This is a genomic window from Pseudoxanthomonas sacheonensis (assembly GCF_031455975.1).
GTDB classification, from domain to species: Bacteria; Pseudomonadota; Gammaproteobacteria; order Xanthomonadales; family Xanthomonadaceae; genus Pseudoxanthomonas_A; species Pseudoxanthomonas_A sacheonensis_A.
The window spans coordinates 176788-195674 of the sequence record NZ_JAVDTT010000004.1 but is presented as its reverse complement, the minus strand read 5'-3'; the positions used below and the strand labels follow the sequence as shown (position 1 = coordinate 195674).

The following is an 18887-nucleotide window of genomic DNA, read 5'->3' as shown; positions in this document are numbered from 1 at the left end:
TAGTGATTTCTGATTCTGTTGGAAGCGAGCGATTGGAAGCGAGCGATTGGAAGCGAGTGTCACACAAGGCCGCAATAGGCGGCGAGGGCGCGGTTGGCGATTGGCGCGTGGCGGTCGTTCGAACGCAGCATCGTTTCCACTTCGATACGTTGCGGAATGCTGGATTGTGCGCCCAATCGCGTGCAGGCCAACGCCGAGGCCGCGCATGCATAGCGCAGGGCCGCGGGTAGCGCATCGCCCAGGTTCAGCGCGGCGACAAGAGCGCCGCAAAAGGTGTCTCCGGCGGCGGTGGTATCGACCGCCTGCACCTTGAAGCCGGACTGCAGGAAGAATTGCGCATCCTGTCGCGCGCAGCAGCCGCGTGCGCCCAGAGTCACGACGACGCAGGGAACATCCAATTGCTCCAGGCATTCGGCCACGCTGCCGTGATGCCCAGTGATCGCCGCCAGTTCGCCCTCGTTGACGATCAGCACATCCACCGACCGCAGCAGTTCGGTCGGCAAGGCTCGTGCGGGGGCGGCATTCAGGACCACGCGCACGCCGGCTTCGCGCGCGGACAGGGCGAAAGCGGTCACGGCTTCGATGGGCGTCTCCAGCTGCAGCAGCAGGTGGCTCACGTCCTGTAGCGACGACAGTTCGTCGCCGCGCAACGCGCCATTGGCGCCGGGCGCGACGGTGATCGCGTTCTCGGCATCGTCGGACAGGCAGATGAAGGCGGTGCCGGTGGGCTGCGCACTGCGCACCACCTGCAGGGTTACCCCCGCATCGGTCAGCGAATTTTCGATGGTGCTGGCAAAGGGATCATCGCCCAATGCCAGCAACATGCGGGTGTCGACGCCACCGGCGCGTGCGCAGGCCACCGCTTGATTGGCGCCCTTGCCGCCCGGAAACGTCGCGAACTCGCGGCCGAGCACCGTTTCTCCCGGCGCCGGCACGTGCGAGGCGCGCACCACGAAATCCAGGTTGGCCGAGCCCGCCACCAACAACGTGCTGCGTGCGCTTGCGCTCATGGCAGCAGCGCCTGGTGGACCAGGTTGTAGAACCGGGTGCTGATCCGCGGTAAGTCGTTGGCCGCGTCGTTGGGCAGGTGCTGCAGCAGCAATATCGAAATCATCCGTTGCTTGGGGTCGATGGAAAAATAAGTGGAAGCCGCCCCCGACCAGCCAAACTGTCCGGCCGGACCCAGGCGACCCTTGCCTGCGGGATCGAGCAGCACGGACCCGCCCAGTCCGAAGCCTTCCGCATCGCTGAACTGGGTCACAGGTGGATTCAGGAAGGTCAGCTGGTTGGCCATCATCCGCTCTACCGTCTTGCGGTCGAGGATCCGCACGCCGTCCAGCGCGCCGCCGTCGAGCAGCATGCGGCACAGGCGCATGAAGTCCGGCGCGGTGGAATACAGTCCACCGGCGCCGCTGGGATAAGGATTGAGCCTCTCGCCCGGGCGCGTTGCGCTGGGACCCGCATCCAGCCTCAGTTTTCCATCCGCTCCCATGACCGTGATGTCGACGATGCGGCCGCGTTTCTCGGCGGGCACGCTGAAGCCCGTGTCGGCCAGGCGCAACGGATCGAATATGCGTTGCTGCAGGAAGTCGTCGAAACGCTGCCCGCTCACCACTTCCACTATCCGCGCCGCTACTTCCATCTGGGTGCCGTCGTAGCGGAACACCGTGCCGGGCTCGGCGGCCAGCGGTATTTTCGACAGGCGTCGCGAGAACTCCTCCAAGTCCGCCGAACCGTGCAGATCGGCGCGTTCGAGCAGCTTGGTCGCTTGTTCGATGCCTTTGCCACCGGTGGCGAAGCCAGCGCTGTGGGTCAGCAACTGATGCACTGTGAGTTTGCGGTTTGCGGGCCGCAACTCCGGCAGGTCGGCGGTGCCGCCGGCGAATACCTGCATGCCGGAGAATTCCGGCAGGTACTTTTCGACCGGATCGTCGAGATTCAACTTGCCTTCTTCCATCAGCATCAGCACGGCGACCGTGGTCACCGTCTTGGTCATGGAGTAGATGCGGAAGATGGAATCCCTCTGCATGGGCAAGCTGCGGGACAGATCGCGGTATCCGTAGGCTTGCGACTGCACCACCCGGTCGTCCGCCACCACCAGGCTCACCGCGCCCAGATATCCCCGCGCGTCGGTGGCCTTGGCCAGGAAATCATCCAACCGCTGCAGGCGGTCCGCCGAGAATCGGGAGGGCCCGGCTTCCGTGCCTGCAGCGGCCGATGACGAAGACGATGGCGGCGATGCGGCGGCGGCAACCGAAGCCAGGCAGAGCGTTATTCCGCACACCATAGGCAGCAAGCGCGCTGCCGGCCGCAACGCCGCAGCCGACAGCGGCCACCTGCCGTCGGGCAAGCCCAGCTTGAACCCGACGTGCAAGCAGACGTAAGCAAGCGACAACTCAGCGATCAAAACTTTCTCTGCGTGGACGAGAGCATGCGGCTCAGAACGTGTACTCGTAGGTGAATGAGACCATACGGCCACGGCCGGCGAAGTAGTTCTTGAAGAAGTCCACCTGCGACCAGCTCAGGATGTACTGCTTGTCGAACAGGTTCTCGACGCCCACGGTGAAACGTCCGACGTTCTCGATCCGGTAGTTCACGCTCAAGTCGAACAGAGTGTAGCCGTTGGTATGCTCCTCGAATTCGTACTCCTCGCCATCGAATTCGCGCACGTCCTCACCGGACAAATCGCGCGACATCAACTTGGTCGCGTTGAGCGTGACATCGCCGTTGGGATTGAACTTCCAGGTGACCGAAGCGCCGATCTTGTCCGGATTGATATCCGACACGCCAATCGGCTTGTTCAAACCTCCGGCCGGGTAATCTCCGTTCAAAGCCGCATTCCAGAACGCTGTCTTGCCGCGGATGCGCGAGTACAGCGCACTGGCCTTCCATTGATCGTTGAACCTCCATTCTCCGCTCAGTTCGACGCCCTTGATGCGGGTCGGCGCGCGATTGAGGACGTAGTCGTTGGTCTCCGGGTCCACCGACAAGGAGGTGCCGAAAGGCGACCTGGAATCGTAGTACGAACCGCCGAACGAGCCGCGATCGCCGCGCCAGTTGAAACCATACTCGCGGTTGTCGACGATGATGGGCTGGATATCGCGAATGCGGTCCACCGACTGGCCGGGCACGTTGATGTTGCGCAGCGGGATGCCGATGTTGGGCAGGCTGAATCCTTCGCCGTAGGAGGCGAATACCGACCATTCGTCGGTGATGCGCCAGATGGTGCCGAAATTAAGCAGGTTCTCCGTGTATTCCACGCCGCCGCCTTGCACGAACACGCTATTGCGGAATGCCGTGGTGGTGTAGCTGTCGACCTTGAGCTCACCGTCTTCGCGCCGGAAACCTCCGCTGAACGTAACCGGACCCAGGTCGTAGCTCAATTGCGCGTAGGGAGCGGTGCTGGTGTATTCCATCGGCGGCACCCACACGCGGTTGGTCAAAGCCAGCCTTTGTTGCGCCTCGTCCCGTACGAAATCGATGCCGGTGCGTAGTTCGAGTCCTTCCACGCCGAATAGCGAGGAGCGGGTCCACGACGGACGAAAGCCGTACTTCTTGCTGTCGATCTCGGACTGGTCGTAGATGCGGTCGGCTTCGTCGAAGTCGTCGTCCACCTTCACCAGTTGCTTGTCGTCGCCGTTCTCCGGCAGGTAACGCATCGCCTGGTCGGCCCAGTACGCGTTCATCAACAGCGTTCCACCGAGGAAATCGCCATCCGAATAGAGGACGTTCAACTGCTCGAAATCGTTGAACTCGGCCTTGCTGCCGAAGATGTGCCCGCGTTCGGAAGTGTTGGTGACCGGATTCTCGCAGGTGCCGGGTCGGCAACCCTCGACCTGGATGTAGTCGCCATTGCCCTCGATCTTGAAATGGCTGTAACTGGCCTGCAACCGCTGCATCCCGTCTTCGCCGAAATTGATGCCGCCTTTCAGGAACAGGTTCTGGGCCATGGAGTCGGAGACGGAACCGCTGGTGTTCATACCGACGCGACGGCCGTCGGCGTCGTAGGAAATGCCGCGGTCGATAGCGGAAACGCCGACCACGAAGTCGTAGTTTTCCTGCTTGTGCAGCCAGTTCGCGCCCACCTTCCAACCGCTGCTATCGTTGCCGAACTGGGTCGAATAGCGGGTAAGGATGCGGAACTCGTTGCCCTCCTTCTGCGGCACGCTGGAGATGTAGTTGATGATGCCGCCTGCTGCGCCGATGCCTTCCGACGCGGAAGGACCATTGATGACCTCGATGCGATCCACGATGCCCATGTCGGTGAAAGTCGCATTGCGGTTGCCCTCGCGCAGCGGGGAACCCTGCGGAACGCCGTCGAACAAACGCAGTGCGATGCGGCCGCGCAGGGTTTCGCCCGAGTTGCTCATGGCCTGCGAAGATTCGGCGTAACCGGGCACGGTGCGCGCCAGCACGGCGGTGGCGTCCTCGGTCACTGCCAGGGTGTTTTTGATTTCCTCTTTCGAGACCAGCGTGATCGCACCCGGAATTTTGTCGATCGCCTTGGGGCTGCGCGAGCCGGTGACGATCACCGCATCCAGGTTTGTTGCGTCCTGACTATCGGCTGCGGGAGTTGGTTCGGCCACTTCGGCCGCCTGTTGCGCGTGGACGCTGGCGCTGACGGCAGCCGCCAGCAGGAAAACGCCGAATGTGGCCGGTACGTGCTTCATGTGTGTGGTCTCTCGGTTTTTTATGCTTGTTAAGAGACGCGTGGATCGCGGCTCCCCCGTTATGCGTATGCGCGTCGGCAGTTCGCATGCGATGCGATCTGCGTGCCAAGCATCCCCTCCAAGACGCTTACGTACAGCCCCGACAGTGGACGGGAGACTATGCGTTGGTCGACGGGAATAGAACCGGGGCGAACTATGTTCAGAGTCTAGTTTTTGTTGCTTACCGAATACGCGATTTATGACGCGTTGCAGCATGGATGCGCTGGCGAATCGATATCCGGGATCGTCATCCCAGCGAAAGCTGGGATCCATCTTGATTTTTACTTTCGTGTGGAAGCGGTTTCGTCGCAAGGCAAGAGCAAAATGGATCCCAGCTTTCGCTGGGATGACGTCCCGGGCGACGGGAATGATCCCTTGGACTCAGCCGTTGACCACTTTCATCGCCGCCCTGCTCTCTTCCAGGAACACGGTGACCAGACGAATGCGGATCGTCGAGCGCGACCAGACGATGCCTATCTGCCGCGGCACGCTTTCTTCCGGCAGCGGCAAGCGCACCAGCTTCAGTCCCTCCGGCCACGGCCTGGCCCAGTCCGGCACCAGCGAAACCCCCAGCCCGCGGTCGACCATCACCGCGATCGCATTGAGCGCATTGAGTTCGAAGCGTTCGTGCGGGGTGATGCCCATGCGCTGCAGGTATTCCTCGGCCTGGCGTCCGCCCCAGTGGTTGCGGTCGTAGCGGATCAAGGGCTGCGTAGCGAGCAGCTCGTGCGGATCGCGGCCGGCCATGCTCTCGGGGGCCAGCACCACCAGCGGTTCCTCGCGCAGCAGCTGCCAGTTGCAAGTCTTGGGCAAGGTATACGGCGCGTGCAGCACGATGGCCGCGTCCAACTCGCCGCCTTCCACCGCGCGGTAGAGATCGGCCGAATAACCCGGCTTGATGAAGACATTGATCTCGGGAAACTTGTCCACCATCCGCGCCAGGATGTCCGGCAGCATGCCCGCCAGCGCCGTGGGACAGGCGCCCAGGCGCAATTCTCCGGAAACCGCGTTGTCGTTGGCCAGGCTGCGCAGATCGGCCACGTCGCGCAAAAGATCGCGGCTGCGCTGCAGGATGCGCGAGCCTTCCTCGGTCACGCTGACCGTGCGCCCCACCCGCGCGATCAGCGGCGCGCCGATTTCGCGCTCCAGCGTGCGGATCTGCTGCGCCACCGCCGCCGGGGTGATGTTGAGCAAGCGCGCGGCCGCGGCCATCGAACCGCGGTCTACCACTGCCACGAAGGTCTTGAGGAATTGGGTATCCACGTCTCGTCTCTGCAGCAGGCCTGAACAAGAATCCGTTCGTGGTGAGCCTGTCGAACCACGCTGTCGGCGTCATGCCGCACGTTTACGATAACCCGAATTCTGCGCTAAAGGCGTGGCTCGACAAGTTCATCGATGTCGTCATCCCTGCGGAGGGGGATCCAGGGGACTCTACTTCTACGCCAAGAGCGTGGTTCGACAGGCTCACCACGAACGGGATCTCCGACACGCTCGCCACGAACGAAGCTTCCGGCAAGCCACTGCAGAACAGCTACTCCACAGTTCCCCGCAACAAGCGCTATTGGCGGGCAGGTTCCGGCTTGACGTAGTTGCTATCCGACTTCACCCAGATGGTCAGCCCGTCCAGATCACGGGTCGGCGCCGGAAACAGCAGGCTGGCCAAATAGCCGATCACGATGCACAGCATGATCGAGATGGCCAAATAGAAGTACGGATGCACCAGGTCCATCGACCAGGCCAGCAGAGTGAGTCCGATGCTGGAGGCCACGCCGATCGCCACGCCGGCCGAATTGGCGCGGCGCGTGAACATGCCCAGCGTATAGGCACCGGCGAAACCGCCGCCCAGCAAGCCGGCCAGCTCGATGGACACGTCGAATAACGAATGGATGTCGAAACGCGACAGCAGCAGGGCCACGCCGATGCCGAGCAGGCCGGTGGCCACCGTGGCGATCTCGGCGAACAGCACGCTCTTCTTGGGAGTGGGGTTCTTCGCAAGCTTCTCGTAGAAGTCGACGGAAGCCAACGTGGCCACGCTGTTCATGATGCTGGAAAGCGTGGCCATGGCTGCTGCGAAGATGCCGGCGATGATCAGTCCGGTCACGCCCATCGGCAGCTCCGCGGCGATGAACAGCGGAAAGGTCGCATCGATCGGCAGCAGCGGGTTCATGCGTTCCGGATTGTTCTTGTAGTAGACGAACAGCGCAGTGCCGATGGAATAGAAGATGAAACCGCCGGGTATCATGATCAGCGCGAAGGCCCAGATCGAGCGCCCCGCTTCCTTGTCGGATTTGGTCGACAGCGTGCGCTGCATCAGCACCTGGTCCTTGGGAAAGGTCAGCACCACGTCGAACAGGACCAGGAAAATGAAGCCCCATACCGTGGCCTTGGTCAGGTCGAAGCTGAAGTCCAGCAGTTTCGTCTTGTCCGCCGCTTGCGCGATCTGGTGGAATTCGCCGAAGCCGCCTTTCAGCGTCCAGATGATGAAGAGGATGGCGAAGATGGCGCCGCCCATCTTGACGATGACCTGCACGAAGTCGGTCCAGATCACCGCCTTCATGCCGCCCATGGCGGTGTAGATGATGGTGAAGCCGCCCATCATCAGGATGCTCCACTCCACCCGGATGCCGGTGATGGTGGCGATGGCCAGCGCGGGCAGGAACAGCACCACGCTCATGCGGCTGCCGATCTGCATGATGATGCACAGCGCGCTGGCCAGCATGCGGATGGTGGGATGGAAGCGGGTCTCCAGATAGGAGAACACCGACATCAGGTTGAGGCGGCGCAGCAACGGCACGATCCACACCGCCACGAACATCAGGCCCAGCACCGCGACCAGGTTATTGGTGAGGTACTGCCAGTTGGTTTCGAACGCTTTGGCCGGGATGGCGATGAAGCTGATGGAGCTGGTGTTGGCCGCATACAGGCTGACGCCCGCCGCCCAGAAAGGGATGCTGCGCCCGCCGACGAAGAAGTCGGAAGTCGAGTTGCGCTTCTCGCGGATGTAGAAATAGAAACCCATCCCCAGCATCGCGCCCAGATAGACCACGATCACGATCCAATCCAGCCAGCGCAACAGCAGTTTCCCCGATTCGATCTGGGTGGATTCGAAGTCGATGCGCTTGCTGTCGGCGCCGGCCCGGGCCCACAGCACGCCATTGTCGAAAGCGGCCGCGGCGAAGACGCCCGTCGCGCTCGAATCGGGCAGCGTCGCCCACGAACCGGTGATGGTGTGGAAGGTCATCATCTGCGGCGCCGCACCCGAACTGGCCACCAGATAGATCACGTGCGCCTGGCCGATGGCCCGCGCCGAACCCGGCACGACCGCACCGGGCACCGCACCTTTGTCCTGCCAGCCCTTGTCGGCGGACCAACGCAGGATGCGTTCGCCGCTGGCGCCCGGCACGGTCGCGAACACGGCAGAGGTCTGCGCTACCAGGGAGGTCGGCGGCGAGTTGCCCGGCCAACCCGACTGCAGCTGCCATTCGGGCTTGGCCGCGCCTGGCAAGAGGGAAAGCAGCGTGGCTTTTCCCGTTGCGTCGATTCCAGCCAGATAGAGGTTGTCGGCGTTGACTGCTGCGCGCGCTTCGTTCAATGCCAGGGGAAGCACCGGCAACTGCTTGCTGGAAAGCCGGCCGTTGACGAATGCGATCTGCTCGACGGAAGCCGTACCGGTTCCTTCGGCTGGACCGCGCAGCAGGAACGCCAGTTGCCCGTTGCCGACCGCACTTTTCAGCATGCCGGCCGCAACATCGGGTTGCCAGGGCGAGAGCTCCCATTTCTTGCCTTCGGCATCCAGTACCCAGGCCCGATCGGCGGTGAACGCGATCGGCCGGCCCTCCACCGCCACCAACCCTATCAAGGGCTGGTCTACGGCCAGCGCGGGCAGCGAAGTGGTTTTCACCGATGACAGGCTTGCGGCGGTGGCGGGCAACGTCAGGCAGCACAGCAGCAGGAAAGCCGCTGCGAGAAAAGCGCGCATCGTGGAAAGAGGCTGGGGCATCAAGACGCGCTCGTGCTGGAATCGAGCGAAGCCAGGATCGCCTCGGCGCGCTTCAGGAAAGGAAGGTCGATCATGCGGCCGTCCACCACGAAGGCGCCGCGCCCTTGCGCGCCGGCCTCGCGTGCGGCGGCGACGATACGTCGTGCCGCGGCGATTTCCTGCGCGTCCGGCTGGAAGACTTCGTTGGCCAACGCCACCTGCTTCGGATGGACGCAACTCTTGCCGAGGTAACCCAGGCGACGCGCCATCGACGCCTCGGCACGGAAGCCCTCCGCATCTTCGAGATCGGCGAAAGCGGCATCCCAGGCGAAGACGCCCGCCTCCGCCGCGGCCATACGCATCGCGAACAACGTGGCATGTACGTTGGCGGCATCGCCGCGGTCGATACCGAAGGGCTGGAAAAGATCCGCCAACCCCAATTGCAGTCCCGCCACGCGCGGATGCGCGCCCGCGATGTCGGCCGCGCGGCGCAAACCACGTGGAGTTTCGATGGTGGCCAGCAGGCGTATCGGCCGATCGATGCCGCTGCCGGCTTCGACTCGCTCCAGCACCGCCACCGCGGCGCGGATGTCTTCGGCCGATTCCACCTTGGGCAGGTTCAGCAACGCGACTGCGGACTGCGCTACCGCCTGTACGTCCGCCTCGAAGTGCGGCGTATCCAATGCATTGAGCCGCACTACGATGACTTTGGCCGCTGCGCGTACCGCAGGCGATCGCAGGAATTCGGCGACGCTGGCGCGCGCTTCGGCCTTGCGTGTTTCGGGAACCGAGTCCTCCAGGTCGAAGCTCAGCGCATCGGCATCGCCCGCCAACGCCTTGGCGAACAATTCAGGACGCGCTCCCGGGACGAACAGCTTGCTACGCATCGACCGTGCTCTTCATGACGCGCAGTGTGCGGGAAACGGAAGCAAAGAAAAGTCTCCGCCGCCATATTCAGAAGAAACATTTCGTTGCTTGGGGGCCGCCACGCCAACGCCGTGGCCTCGCCTGAGATAGCACGACCGTGGGAACGAGCGATCCAGGCACTTCCACGTTTGAGTCGTCATCCTACGAAGGCGCCGGAATCCAGTGACTTGCGCGCAGCAACCATGGCGTCATCCCAGCGCCAGCTGGGATCCATCTTGATCTTGCTCTACTGTTTTTGATGTCGCACAAGAAAAAGCAACCGGGAAGCCTGGCTCATTCACTCAGACCCGTCATCCCCGCGAAGGCGGGGACCCAGTGACTTTCTGCCGGTAGCCGGAGTGCTTGGCTTCGCTAGGAAAGACGGCGAACGGCAGGATCAAAATGGATCCCAGCTTGCGCTGGGATGACGTCATGGTCGTTGTCTGGTTGCCGTGCAAGTCATTGAGTTCCCGCCTTCGCGAGAATGACGGAATCAAAATCCGAGGCAGTTCAACGGCGCACGTCGAACCCACCCTCTCCCAGAAACGCGCTGATCTCCCCCACCCCCAGAAGGTTGAAGTCGCCGGATATCGAATGCTTCAGACAGGCCGCACCCAAGCCAAAACGCAGTCCGTCCACGTCGTCCATGCCGGTCATTACGCCATGCAGCACGCCCGCGGCGAATGCGTCCCCGGTGCCGATGCGGTCGACGATCGGGGCTATCTCATAGGCAGAAGTGGTGTGGCTGGTTCCGTCACGCACCGCATCGATGGCGGACAGGGCGTGATGGTCGACGCTGCGCTGCACGCGGATGGTCGCGGCCATGCGCCGCAGCTGCGGGAAGGCGGCGAACGCCGCCTGCGCGCCGGCGAGGAAGCGCTCTTCGGAAGTGGGTTGGGCGAAGGATTGGCCCAGCACGACCTGGATATCGCGATGGCTGGCGAACAGCAGATCGGCTTCGGCCATGATTTCGCGCAGGATCGCCGCTGCGTCGCCCTGCCACGCCTCCCAGAGTTTGGGACGGAAATTACCGTCGAAGGACACCTTGACCCCAGCCGCGCGTGCCGCGCGCACCGCTCCTAGGGTGCGATCCGCCGCCAGTTGCCCCAGCGCCGGACTGACCCCGGATACATGCAGCCAGTCCGCGCCTGCGAGCAAGCCAGCCCAGTCGTGCTCTCCACCGCCCGCGCGCGCGAAGGCGGAGTCGGCCCGGTCGTAGAGCACCTCGCTGGGGCGTTGAATGGCTCCCGGTGTCAGAAAGTACAGACCCATCCGTCCCGGCGCCCGCTGGACACCCCGCGTGTCCACGCCATGACGGCGCAATTCGCCGGTCGCCGCTTCGCCCAGGGTGTTGTCGGCGACCACGCCGACCATGTCCGCACGATGGCCAAACTTGGCCAGCGAAACGGCGACATTGGCCTCCGCACCGCCCGTATAGACCTCGAGATGGGGCGACTGCAGCAATAGCTGCCGGCCCGGCGCGCCCAGGCGCAGCAGCAGTTCCCCGAAACAAACCACGTGTCCCCGCATTCCGCCGCTCCCTTATCGTCTCTCCGCCGGCCTGATGGACTGCGGCAATGATTGTCCCGGGACATACCTTAGCGCCCCGGAAAGAATAGTTGTTGTTGCACCGCACACTCTGTTACGGTTTTTTTGACCAGCGGTGTCATTTTACCTCTGGAAAGCATCTCGAGGTGACAAAACCCGATTCGTTTCATCGCTAAAAGCCGCCATAGAGCGATACATGTGCCCTTGAGGAGGGGAACCCATGCAAACTCGTAACAACCGCCGGAAGACACCGGTTACCGTACTCGCACTGTCGATCGGATTCGCACTGCAGATGAATGCCATGTCCGCATTCGCTCAGGAAGCCAACCCGGCCGATACAAGCCCCGCCACGTCCGCCACGTCCGAATCCGAGGACGTGGATACGCTGGGCACCATCACCGTTACAGGTTACCGGGCCAGCCTGGAAAAAGCGCTGGATATCAAGCGCGGCGAAGCCGGTGTGGTGGACGCCATCGTCGCCGAGGATATCGGCAAGTTCCCCGACCTGAATCTGGCCGAATCGCTGCAGCGCATCCCGGGCGTGGTCATCACCCGCGATGCCGGCGAAGGCCGCAACATTTCCGTACGCGGCCTGGGGCCGGACTTCACCCGCGTGCGCATCAACGGCATGGAAGCCCTGACCACTGTCGGCGCATCGGACCAGTCCGGTGGCTCAAACCGCGGCCGCGGATTCGATTTCAATGTGTTCGCCTCGGACCTGTTCTCGCAACTGATCGTGCGCAAGACCGCATCGGCGGAAGTGGAAGAAGGCTCGCTGGGCGCTACCGTCGACCTTCGCACATCGCGTCCATTCGACTACGACGGCTTCACCATGGTCACCAATACCCAGGCCAGCTACGGCGACATGGCCGGAAAGACCGATCCCCGGATGGCTGCGCTGATCTCCAACACCTGGGCCGATGGCAAGTTCGGCGCATTGTTGTCGGTTGCCTATTCCGAACGCCGAACCCTTGAGGAAGGCACTGGCAGCGGCCGTTGGGCAGGCGGCACCAGCAATGGCGGCTTCAATGCCGCTTCGCCTTTCACACCAGCACTGTCCGCCGACACCTTCCATCCGCGCTTCCCGCGTTATACGTTAATGGAGCACGACCAGAAACGCATAGGCGTTACCGCTGCGCTGCAGTTCAAGCCGACCGACCGTACGCAGTTCGCACTGGATGCGCTGTATTCGAAGATCGACGCAACTCGCGACGAAAGCTACATCGAAGCCATCTCTTTCAGTCGCGGCGCCTCGCAGGGCGGCAAGCCGCAAACCATCGTCCGCGATGGCGTCGTCGATCCAAACGGGGCGTTGGTCTATGGCCTCTTCGATGATGTGGACGTGCGCTCCGAAAGCCGCCATGACGAATGGAACACGGTGTTCAAGCAGATCGGCCTAGAGGGCCAGCACGAATTCACCGACAACTTCAAGATCTCCGGCAAAGTCGGCACCTCAAGTTCTGAGCATGAGAATCCGATCCAGACGACGATCATCATGGACAAGTTGAACGTCGACGGTTACAGCTACGACTATCGCGGCGACATGTATAAACCGGTCATCGACTACGGCATCGATCCGACCGACGGCACCGGCTGGACGTTGGCCGAAATCCGCATTCGTCCACAATGGGTGAAGAACGACTTCGACACAGCCCAATTGGACTTCAACTGGAACATCAGCCCCAGTTTCCGCCTGAAGGGCGGCGTGCAGGCTAAGGACTACAAGTTCGCCACCAAGGAATGGCGTCGCGCCTCCGAAACCAGTACCGCTTCCATACCGACCTTCGCTGACGGCACTCGCGTCGTTCCGGAGGATCTGACCGAACTCGCCCGCCTCAGGGGTGTATCCGGCTCTCCCGGCACCTGGATCATCCCGGACTACGACGGGGTGGCCAACCTTTTCGACATCTATAGCAACAGCGGCATTTTCGCGTTGACCGAGCGTGCGGTGAACACCCGCAGCGTCGAGGAAGAGGATCGCGGCGTTTACCTGCAGGGCGAGTTCTCCACCGAACTTGGATCCGTCCCGCTGTCCGGCAACTTCGGCGTGCGCTACGTGCGCACCAAACAATCGTCCACCGGCATCGCGACCGCGAGCGGCACGCCCGTAGCCACCACTGTTTCACGCGAATACAGCGATACGCTGCCATCAATGAACCTGGTAGCGGAGATCACGCCGGACTTCCTGATCCGGCTGGGCGCCGCCAAGGTCATGTCGCGTCCCGGCCTGGGCAGTCTGACGCCGGGCGTCACCGTCAATGTCAGTGGTGGCGCACGCACGGTCAGTGGCGGCAATCCGAATTTGGATCCGATCCGCGCCAAGACTGTCGACCTGGGCTTCGAGTGGTACTTCCAGGAAGGCGCCATGCTCGGCCTGGGCCTGTTCTACAAGGACATCGAAAGTTTCGTGCAGACCACGCGCGTCGTGCTGCCCTATTCCTCCAGCGGTCTGCCTGCTAGCCTGCTTGACGGTACCGGTGCCGGCGTCAACGACGACTTCGTCTTTAGCGTCCCGCTCAACACGCCTGGCGGCGAACTGACCGGGCTCGAGGCGAACTATACCCAGCCATTCACGTTCCTGCCCGGCAAGTGGGCCAACCTCGGTGTGCAGTTGAACTACACCTACGTCGATTCCCAGATTCAATACCTGACCTCGACGGGCGCTAACTCGTTCAAGACTGACCTCACTGGGCTGTCCAAGCACTCTTGGAACGCCACGCTGTTCTACGAAGGCAAGAGGTTCTCCGGTCGCATTTCGGCCACCAATCGCGACGACTTCCTGCTGCAGGTGCCCGCCACCGAAGCAGGCTTCGATGTGCACGGCCAAACCGGGACTACCACAGTGGATGCGTCGATCCGCTGGAAAATCGACGATCAATGGGAAGTGAGCCTAGAAGGTATCAACCTGACCGACGAGGTGCAGGAGTCGTGGGTTGCCAACTCCGGCGGCCAGCTGCCGCTGGACTACAGCGAAACCGGTCGCCAGTACCTGCTGGGCCTGCGCTACAAGTTCTGAGCAATTAGCAACACCGGCCGATAGCCGGTCCGCAGCAGCCCTCGGCTGTTGCGGACCGGAACCGGGATCCGATCCCACACGCGGTTTCCCCCACCCGTAATTCCGTCGACGCGGGCCCGCGAGCGATTTGTATTCCGCCGCCCTCACCACGTTTCCAAGCATCACCCGGTACCCGTCGTTCTTCCACGTGGCTTTTCCGGAGACTACCGATGAGAAACGCAACCACGATCCTGCTTTCCGGTGCGCTGCTATGCGCGTTGGCCAGTGCCGCCCAGGCAGCCGACCTTGGCCGCCAAGTGCTGCCTGCCGGCGATGGCTGGGCCTCTCTGCCTACCGCAACGCTGCCCAACGGAACCACCGGCGGTTCCGCCGCCGCACCCGCGCGCGTGCACCGTGTGCACAACCGCAACGAACTGGTCGCCGCACTGGCCTTCCCCGACGCCACGCCGAAGATCATCGAGATCGAAGGCATCGTCGATGCCAACGTCGACATCGACAACCAGCCGCTGAGCTGCGCCGACTACCAGCGCAACGACCCGCAGACCGGCACTCCCTATTCGCTGGAGGCCTTCCTGCAGGAATACGATCCCGCCACCTGGGGCCGGGTGAATCCGAGCGGCCCGCTGGAACGCGCCCGCGCGGCTTCGGCAGCGGCGCAGCAATCAAGGGTACGCATCCGCATTCCCGCCAACACCACGATCGTCGGCGTGGGCCGCCACGCGCGCGTGCTGGGCGCCTGGTTCGACGTGCGTCCCAGCAGCACCAGCGGCAACACGCCGATGAACGTGATCATCCGCAATCTGGCGTTCGAGGACACCTACGACTGCTTCCCGCAATGGGCGCCGAACGACGGCAGCACCGGCAACTGGAACTCGTTGTACGACGTCATTTCGGTGCGCAATGCCACCCATGTCTGGATAGACCACAACAGCTTCGGCGACATCGCCACCGCCAACGAAACGCTGCCTACCTATTTCGGACGCCTGTATGAAGTGCACGACGGCCTGTTGGACGTGACCAACGAATCGGACCTGATCACCATTTCCTGGAACCGTTTCAGCAACCACGACAAAACCATGCTGGTCGGTTCGTCCGACAGCGCCGTAGCGGACCGCGGCAAACTCCGTCTCACCCTGCACCACAATCTCTTCCAGGACGTCGGCCAGCGCGTGCCGCGGGTGCGCTATGGCCAGGTGCATTTGTACAGCAATCATTACAAGCTGAGCGACGAAGGGGCGAGGCGCTACGGCTACAGCTGGGGCGTTGGCGTCGAATCGCAGATCTATGCCGAACAGAACCATTTCCGCGTCGGCGATACGGTGACGCCCGACCTGTTCATCGAGCGACTCAACGGCACCCGCATCTTCGCCACCAGCACTCTGCTCAATGGAGTTTCGCAGAACAGCGCAGTCGATGTGGTCGCATCCTACAACGCGGTCAACGGCAACGGTCTGATCGGAAATGTGGACTGGATACCGAGCTTGCATGGCCCCATCACTCCGGCGTCAAAAGTACCCCCCTTGGTGATCCAGGGCGCCGGGCCGTTCAAATAAGCGTGCTGTCCGTTCTGACCGAAGCGGTGTAGATCCCTCCATCCGCACCGTCACTTCGGAACACTTTGAAGCCCGGGTCTCCGGGCTTTTTTACAGGGTACCGCGCTGAATGAAAGGTGCGCGCTGGTAGAGCCTGCGTTCGCCGCCACGCGGATCGTTCTCCATGCGCGACGTAACGTCGAACACCATCGTCTCGCGCGCTTCTAGTGCGTAGGGGCGCCAACGCGGCAGGCCGGCATGATTGGGATCGCCCTGCCGCGCGAAAGCCAGCAGAGCTCGGCTCATCTGATCGGCAACCCGCTGCGCCTGCGCTCCGCTGCCGGCACGCGAACCGGGTTGGGCGATGTTGTCGAACACCAGCGGAATATCCAGAGCATGGAAGGCGCCGAACTTGCCGCCGTCCAACGGCGAACCCCAATCGAGCTGATAAACCCACGCCGGCGAACCCTGGCGCGCACGCGCCTCGGCCTCTTCCACCGCGCCGCGCCAGGAACGTCCAGCGGTTGTCGCAGCGAAGAACACCTGCGACGGCGTGTAATCCGGGTACATCCGCCGATACTCGTCGATGACCACTTCCGGAAGTATGTCCGCGTACTGCTGGGCCTGCAGTTTCTTCGGCAATTGCTCCCAGCTCAGGGTGAAGTTGTCCGGGTCGTTGCCCAGGAAGGCGCGCGTCTCGTCGCGAGTATTGCCGATGATCATGGGAATGCCCGCAGACTGCGGCGGCGCATCGGGATAGAACGGATGCCGGTGCAGGCTGCGGGCATCCATTACCGGACCCAGATACAAACTGGTGTCCTCGATCCGCGAAGGATCGCGGGTGCGCGCCGCCTCCAGGATTTTCTCCATCGACACGGCGCGCAGCCGATCGATTTCGTGCGGGGCGATCTTCAGCGCCTCCAGCAGCAACTGCGTACGCTGCGTAGCGGCGCGTGGTCCAGCCGCAGTGACCTGCTGGCCGCTCATGGTCCAGGCACGGTGGAACAAGCCGCGCGCCGCCGGCATCGCCATCAGCGTGGCGATCTTGGCGCCGCCGCCGGACTGGCCGAATACGGTGACATTGCCGGCGTCCCCGCCGAATTCCTGCGCATGCTCGCGGACCCAACGCAGCGCCTGCACCAGATCCAGCTGGCCGACATTGCCCGAGTGTCGGAAATCCTCGCCGCCGAGTTCGGCCAGATACAGATAGCCGAAGGCATTGAGGCGATGGTTGACCGTGACCACGACCACATCGCCGCGCCGGCACAGGCGCACACCGTCGTAGAGCGGGTTGCTGCCCGACCCGTTGTTGTAGCCGCCGCCGTGGATGTAGAACAGGATCGGCCGCTTGCCGCCGTCGCGCAGGCCCGGCGTACAGACGTTGAGAAACAAACAATCCTCGCTGCCCGGTCCGTCGCTGCCGTTCTGTGGCGCGCTGGCGCCAGGTTGCACAGCGTCGCGCACGCCGCGCCAGGCGGATTCCTGCAGTGCCGGCCTGAACCGACGCGGCGCGGTGTCCGCGCCGTAGGGAATGCCCTTGAACACATGCACGCCCTGGTCGCGATAGCCGGCGACGCGGCCACTGCGCGTTTTCGCCAGTGTGGTCGCTTCTCCCGCGGTGGCGAGCAACAGCGGCGCGCCGGTCGCTGCGCCGACCAGCGCGGCCCGTTGTAGAAAAACCCGTCGAGCTGCGTCCACGCCGCTTATTTCAGCGGCTCGCGTCGCTGCAACGGTTTCAATGGTTCCATCGTACCCAGGTCCCAGTCGGCTTCGACGAAGGCCTGGCGGGTTTCTTTCTGCTTGGGATAACCGCCGACTTCGCTTTCGTTGTCGATGATGCCGCCCCGCCCTTCGATGGTATCGGCCACGATGCGGCGATCGACGTCGTCCCGATCCCAGGGCCGCGCGCCGGCGTTGGCGATCACCGCGTCCTGTACCTGCGCCGAAGCCAGCAGGTTCACGCCCAACGGCAATTCCGGCGCGCGCTTGAGCGCATTCACCTTGACCGGCGCGTTGGTATAGCTGCCTTCGGCGTCGATCTTGTGCCGGCCCACGCGGTCGACCAGCAGGTTGTCCTGCGCGAACAGGTCGATATCGCCGGAGCCGCCGATCATGAAGAACGCCAGATCCTGGGTGGAAGGTCCGGCGCGCATCACGTTGCCGCGCAACACCATCTGCCCGGTTTCATAATCGTGACCCTGCCATTCTTCGGCGATCAGGTTGTAATGCGCCGCGCGCTGGCCGGGGTTGTAGATCAGGTTGTTGATCACCTGTCCGCGCACGCCGCCCTTGAACAGCGGATTGCGTTCGTAATTGTGCGCGTACAGGTTGCCGACGATGAGGATATCGCGCACATGGTCGTGGATCAGCGAACCCTTGGAGTGCTCGCCCTTGGCGTGGGTGGAATGGGCCAGGCCCTCGGCGATGATGTTGTTGCTGAAGGTGATCCGGTGCGAAGTGGCGGCGGCGTTTTCCTCGGCATCGTTGCCGGCGAAACGCTTGCCGGAGGCGGACAGGTTTTCGTCGGTGGCCCAGGTCAGGGTGCAGTGATCGACGATCACGTCGTGCGCGCCCACCGTGGAAATGGCGTCGAAATCGAGGCCGGCCATGCGCGCCGCGCCGGTGGAACCGGGGCGCACGCGGATATGGCGCACGATGATGTTGCTGGCGGCGATGTCGATGCCGCCGCGGATCAGAGTGATGCCGGGCGAAGGCGCGGTCTGGCCGGCGATGGTCAGGTCCGGTTCGACGATGCGCAAGGTTTTCGCGCCCAAGTCGATGACGCCCGCCACTTCGAACACCACGATGCGCGGCCCTTCGCTATTGACCGCTTCGGCGAACGAGCCGGGACCGCTTGCCGCCAGCGTGGTCACACGGAGGATCTTGCCGCCGCGGCCGCCAGTGGCGTGCGCCGCCCAGCCCTGGGCACCGGGGAAGGCCAACGCTGCGTCGGCTGGCGCCGCACTGGCGCCCACCGGCGGCATGAGCAACGCGGCGGCGATCGCGGCGACGGCAAAGGGGCGGCACAGGGCCATGCGCATGGCGCGGGTGGATTTCATTCGGCTCCCTCCCAGGAGTGGATTATTGCCCTCGGCCGTTCGGCTTTGCGGCACTGCGTATTGTAAATGACACCGGTTTACCATATACAAGCCATCGATCCGCTGTCCATCGGCAGTGCAACAAAAACAACACCATTC

At 63.1% G+C, this 18887-nt stretch carries 11 protein-coding genes; 2 read left to right on the top strand and 9 right to left on the bottom strand.

The features are described from left to right. Positions 1-59 precede the first annotated feature (59 nt). The 7 genes from J2W94_RS15445 to J2W94_RS15415 form a co-directional block, all read right to left on the bottom strand. A complete protein-coding gene (locus J2W94_RS15445; protein WP_310095340.1) occupies positions 60-1010 on the bottom strand; it encodes a ribokinase in 951 nt (316 codons plus the stop codon). Next, positions 1007-2395 carry a serine hydrolase domain-containing protein gene (locus J2W94_RS15440; RefSeq protein ID WP_310095339.1) on the bottom strand — a complete coding sequence of 463 codons (1389 nt, stop codon included), beginning with the start codon at positions 2393-2395 and terminating at the stop codon, positions 1007-1009. Before J2W94_RS15440 ends, J2W94_RS15445 begins: the two co-directional genes overlap by 4 nt. A 43-nt stretch (positions 2396-2438) precedes the next feature. Continuing rightward, entirely contained in the window at positions 2439-4670 is a 2232-nt protein-coding gene (locus J2W94_RS15435; RefSeq protein WP_310095336.1) for a TonB-dependent receptor, read from the bottom strand. A 420-nt stretch (positions 4671-5090) separates the two neighbouring features. Then, positions 5091-5972, bottom strand: a complete 882-nt coding sequence (locus J2W94_RS15430) for a LysR family transcriptional regulator (RefSeq protein ID WP_310095334.1) — start codon at positions 5970-5972, stop codon at positions 5091-5093. Between the two features lie 295 nt (positions 5973-6267). Next, a complete protein-coding gene (locus J2W94_RS15425; protein WP_310095333.1) occupies positions 6268-8709 on the bottom strand; it encodes a sodium:solute symporter in 2442 nt (813 codons plus the stop codon). Then, the gene (locus J2W94_RS15420; RefSeq protein WP_310095331.1) at positions 8709-9575 is read right to left on the bottom strand and encodes an HpcH/HpaI aldolase/citrate lyase family protein; all 867 of its coding nucleotides are present in this window, start codon (positions 9573-9575) and stop codon (positions 8709-8711) included. Before J2W94_RS15420 ends, J2W94_RS15425 begins: the two co-directional genes overlap by 1 nt. A 529-nt stretch (positions 9576-10104) precedes the next feature. Beyond that, a complete protein-coding gene (locus J2W94_RS15415; protein ID WP_310095328.1) occupies positions 10105-11124 on the bottom strand; it encodes a sugar kinase in 1020 nt (339 codons plus the stop codon). A 238-nt stretch (positions 11125-11362) separates the two neighbouring features. Here J2W94_RS15415 and J2W94_RS15410 point away from each other — a divergent pair, with 238 nt between their 5' ends. Both J2W94_RS15410 and J2W94_RS15405 read left to right on the top strand, forming a co-directional pair. Beyond that, a complete protein-coding gene (locus tag J2W94_RS15410; protein WP_310095327.1) occupies positions 11363-14158 on the top strand; it encodes a TonB-dependent receptor in 2796 nt (931 codons plus the stop codon). A 209-nt stretch (positions 14159-14367) separates the two neighbouring features. Then, on the top strand, positions 14368-15711 hold the full coding sequence (locus tag J2W94_RS15405; RefSeq protein WP_310095324.1) for a pectate lyase family protein: 1344 nt from the start codon (positions 14368-14370) through the stop codon (positions 15709-15711). Positions 15712-15801: 90 nt separating this feature from the next. On the opposite strand, the gene J2W94_RS15400 is transcribed toward J2W94_RS15405, so the two are convergent. Both J2W94_RS15400 and J2W94_RS15395 read right to left on the bottom strand, forming a co-directional pair. After that, the gene (locus J2W94_RS15400; RefSeq protein ID WP_430540636.1) at positions 15802-17397 is read right to left on the bottom strand and encodes a carboxylesterase/lipase family protein; all 1596 of its coding nucleotides are present in this window, start codon (positions 17395-17397) and stop codon (positions 15802-15804) included. Beyond that, on the bottom strand, positions 17394-18749 hold the full coding sequence (locus tag J2W94_RS15395; protein ID WP_310095321.1) for a pectate lyase family protein: 1356 nt from the start codon (positions 18747-18749) through the stop codon (positions 17394-17396). The genes J2W94_RS15400 and J2W94_RS15395 overlap by 4 nt, the downstream gene beginning before the upstream one ends. Positions 18750-18887 lie beyond the last annotated feature (138 nt).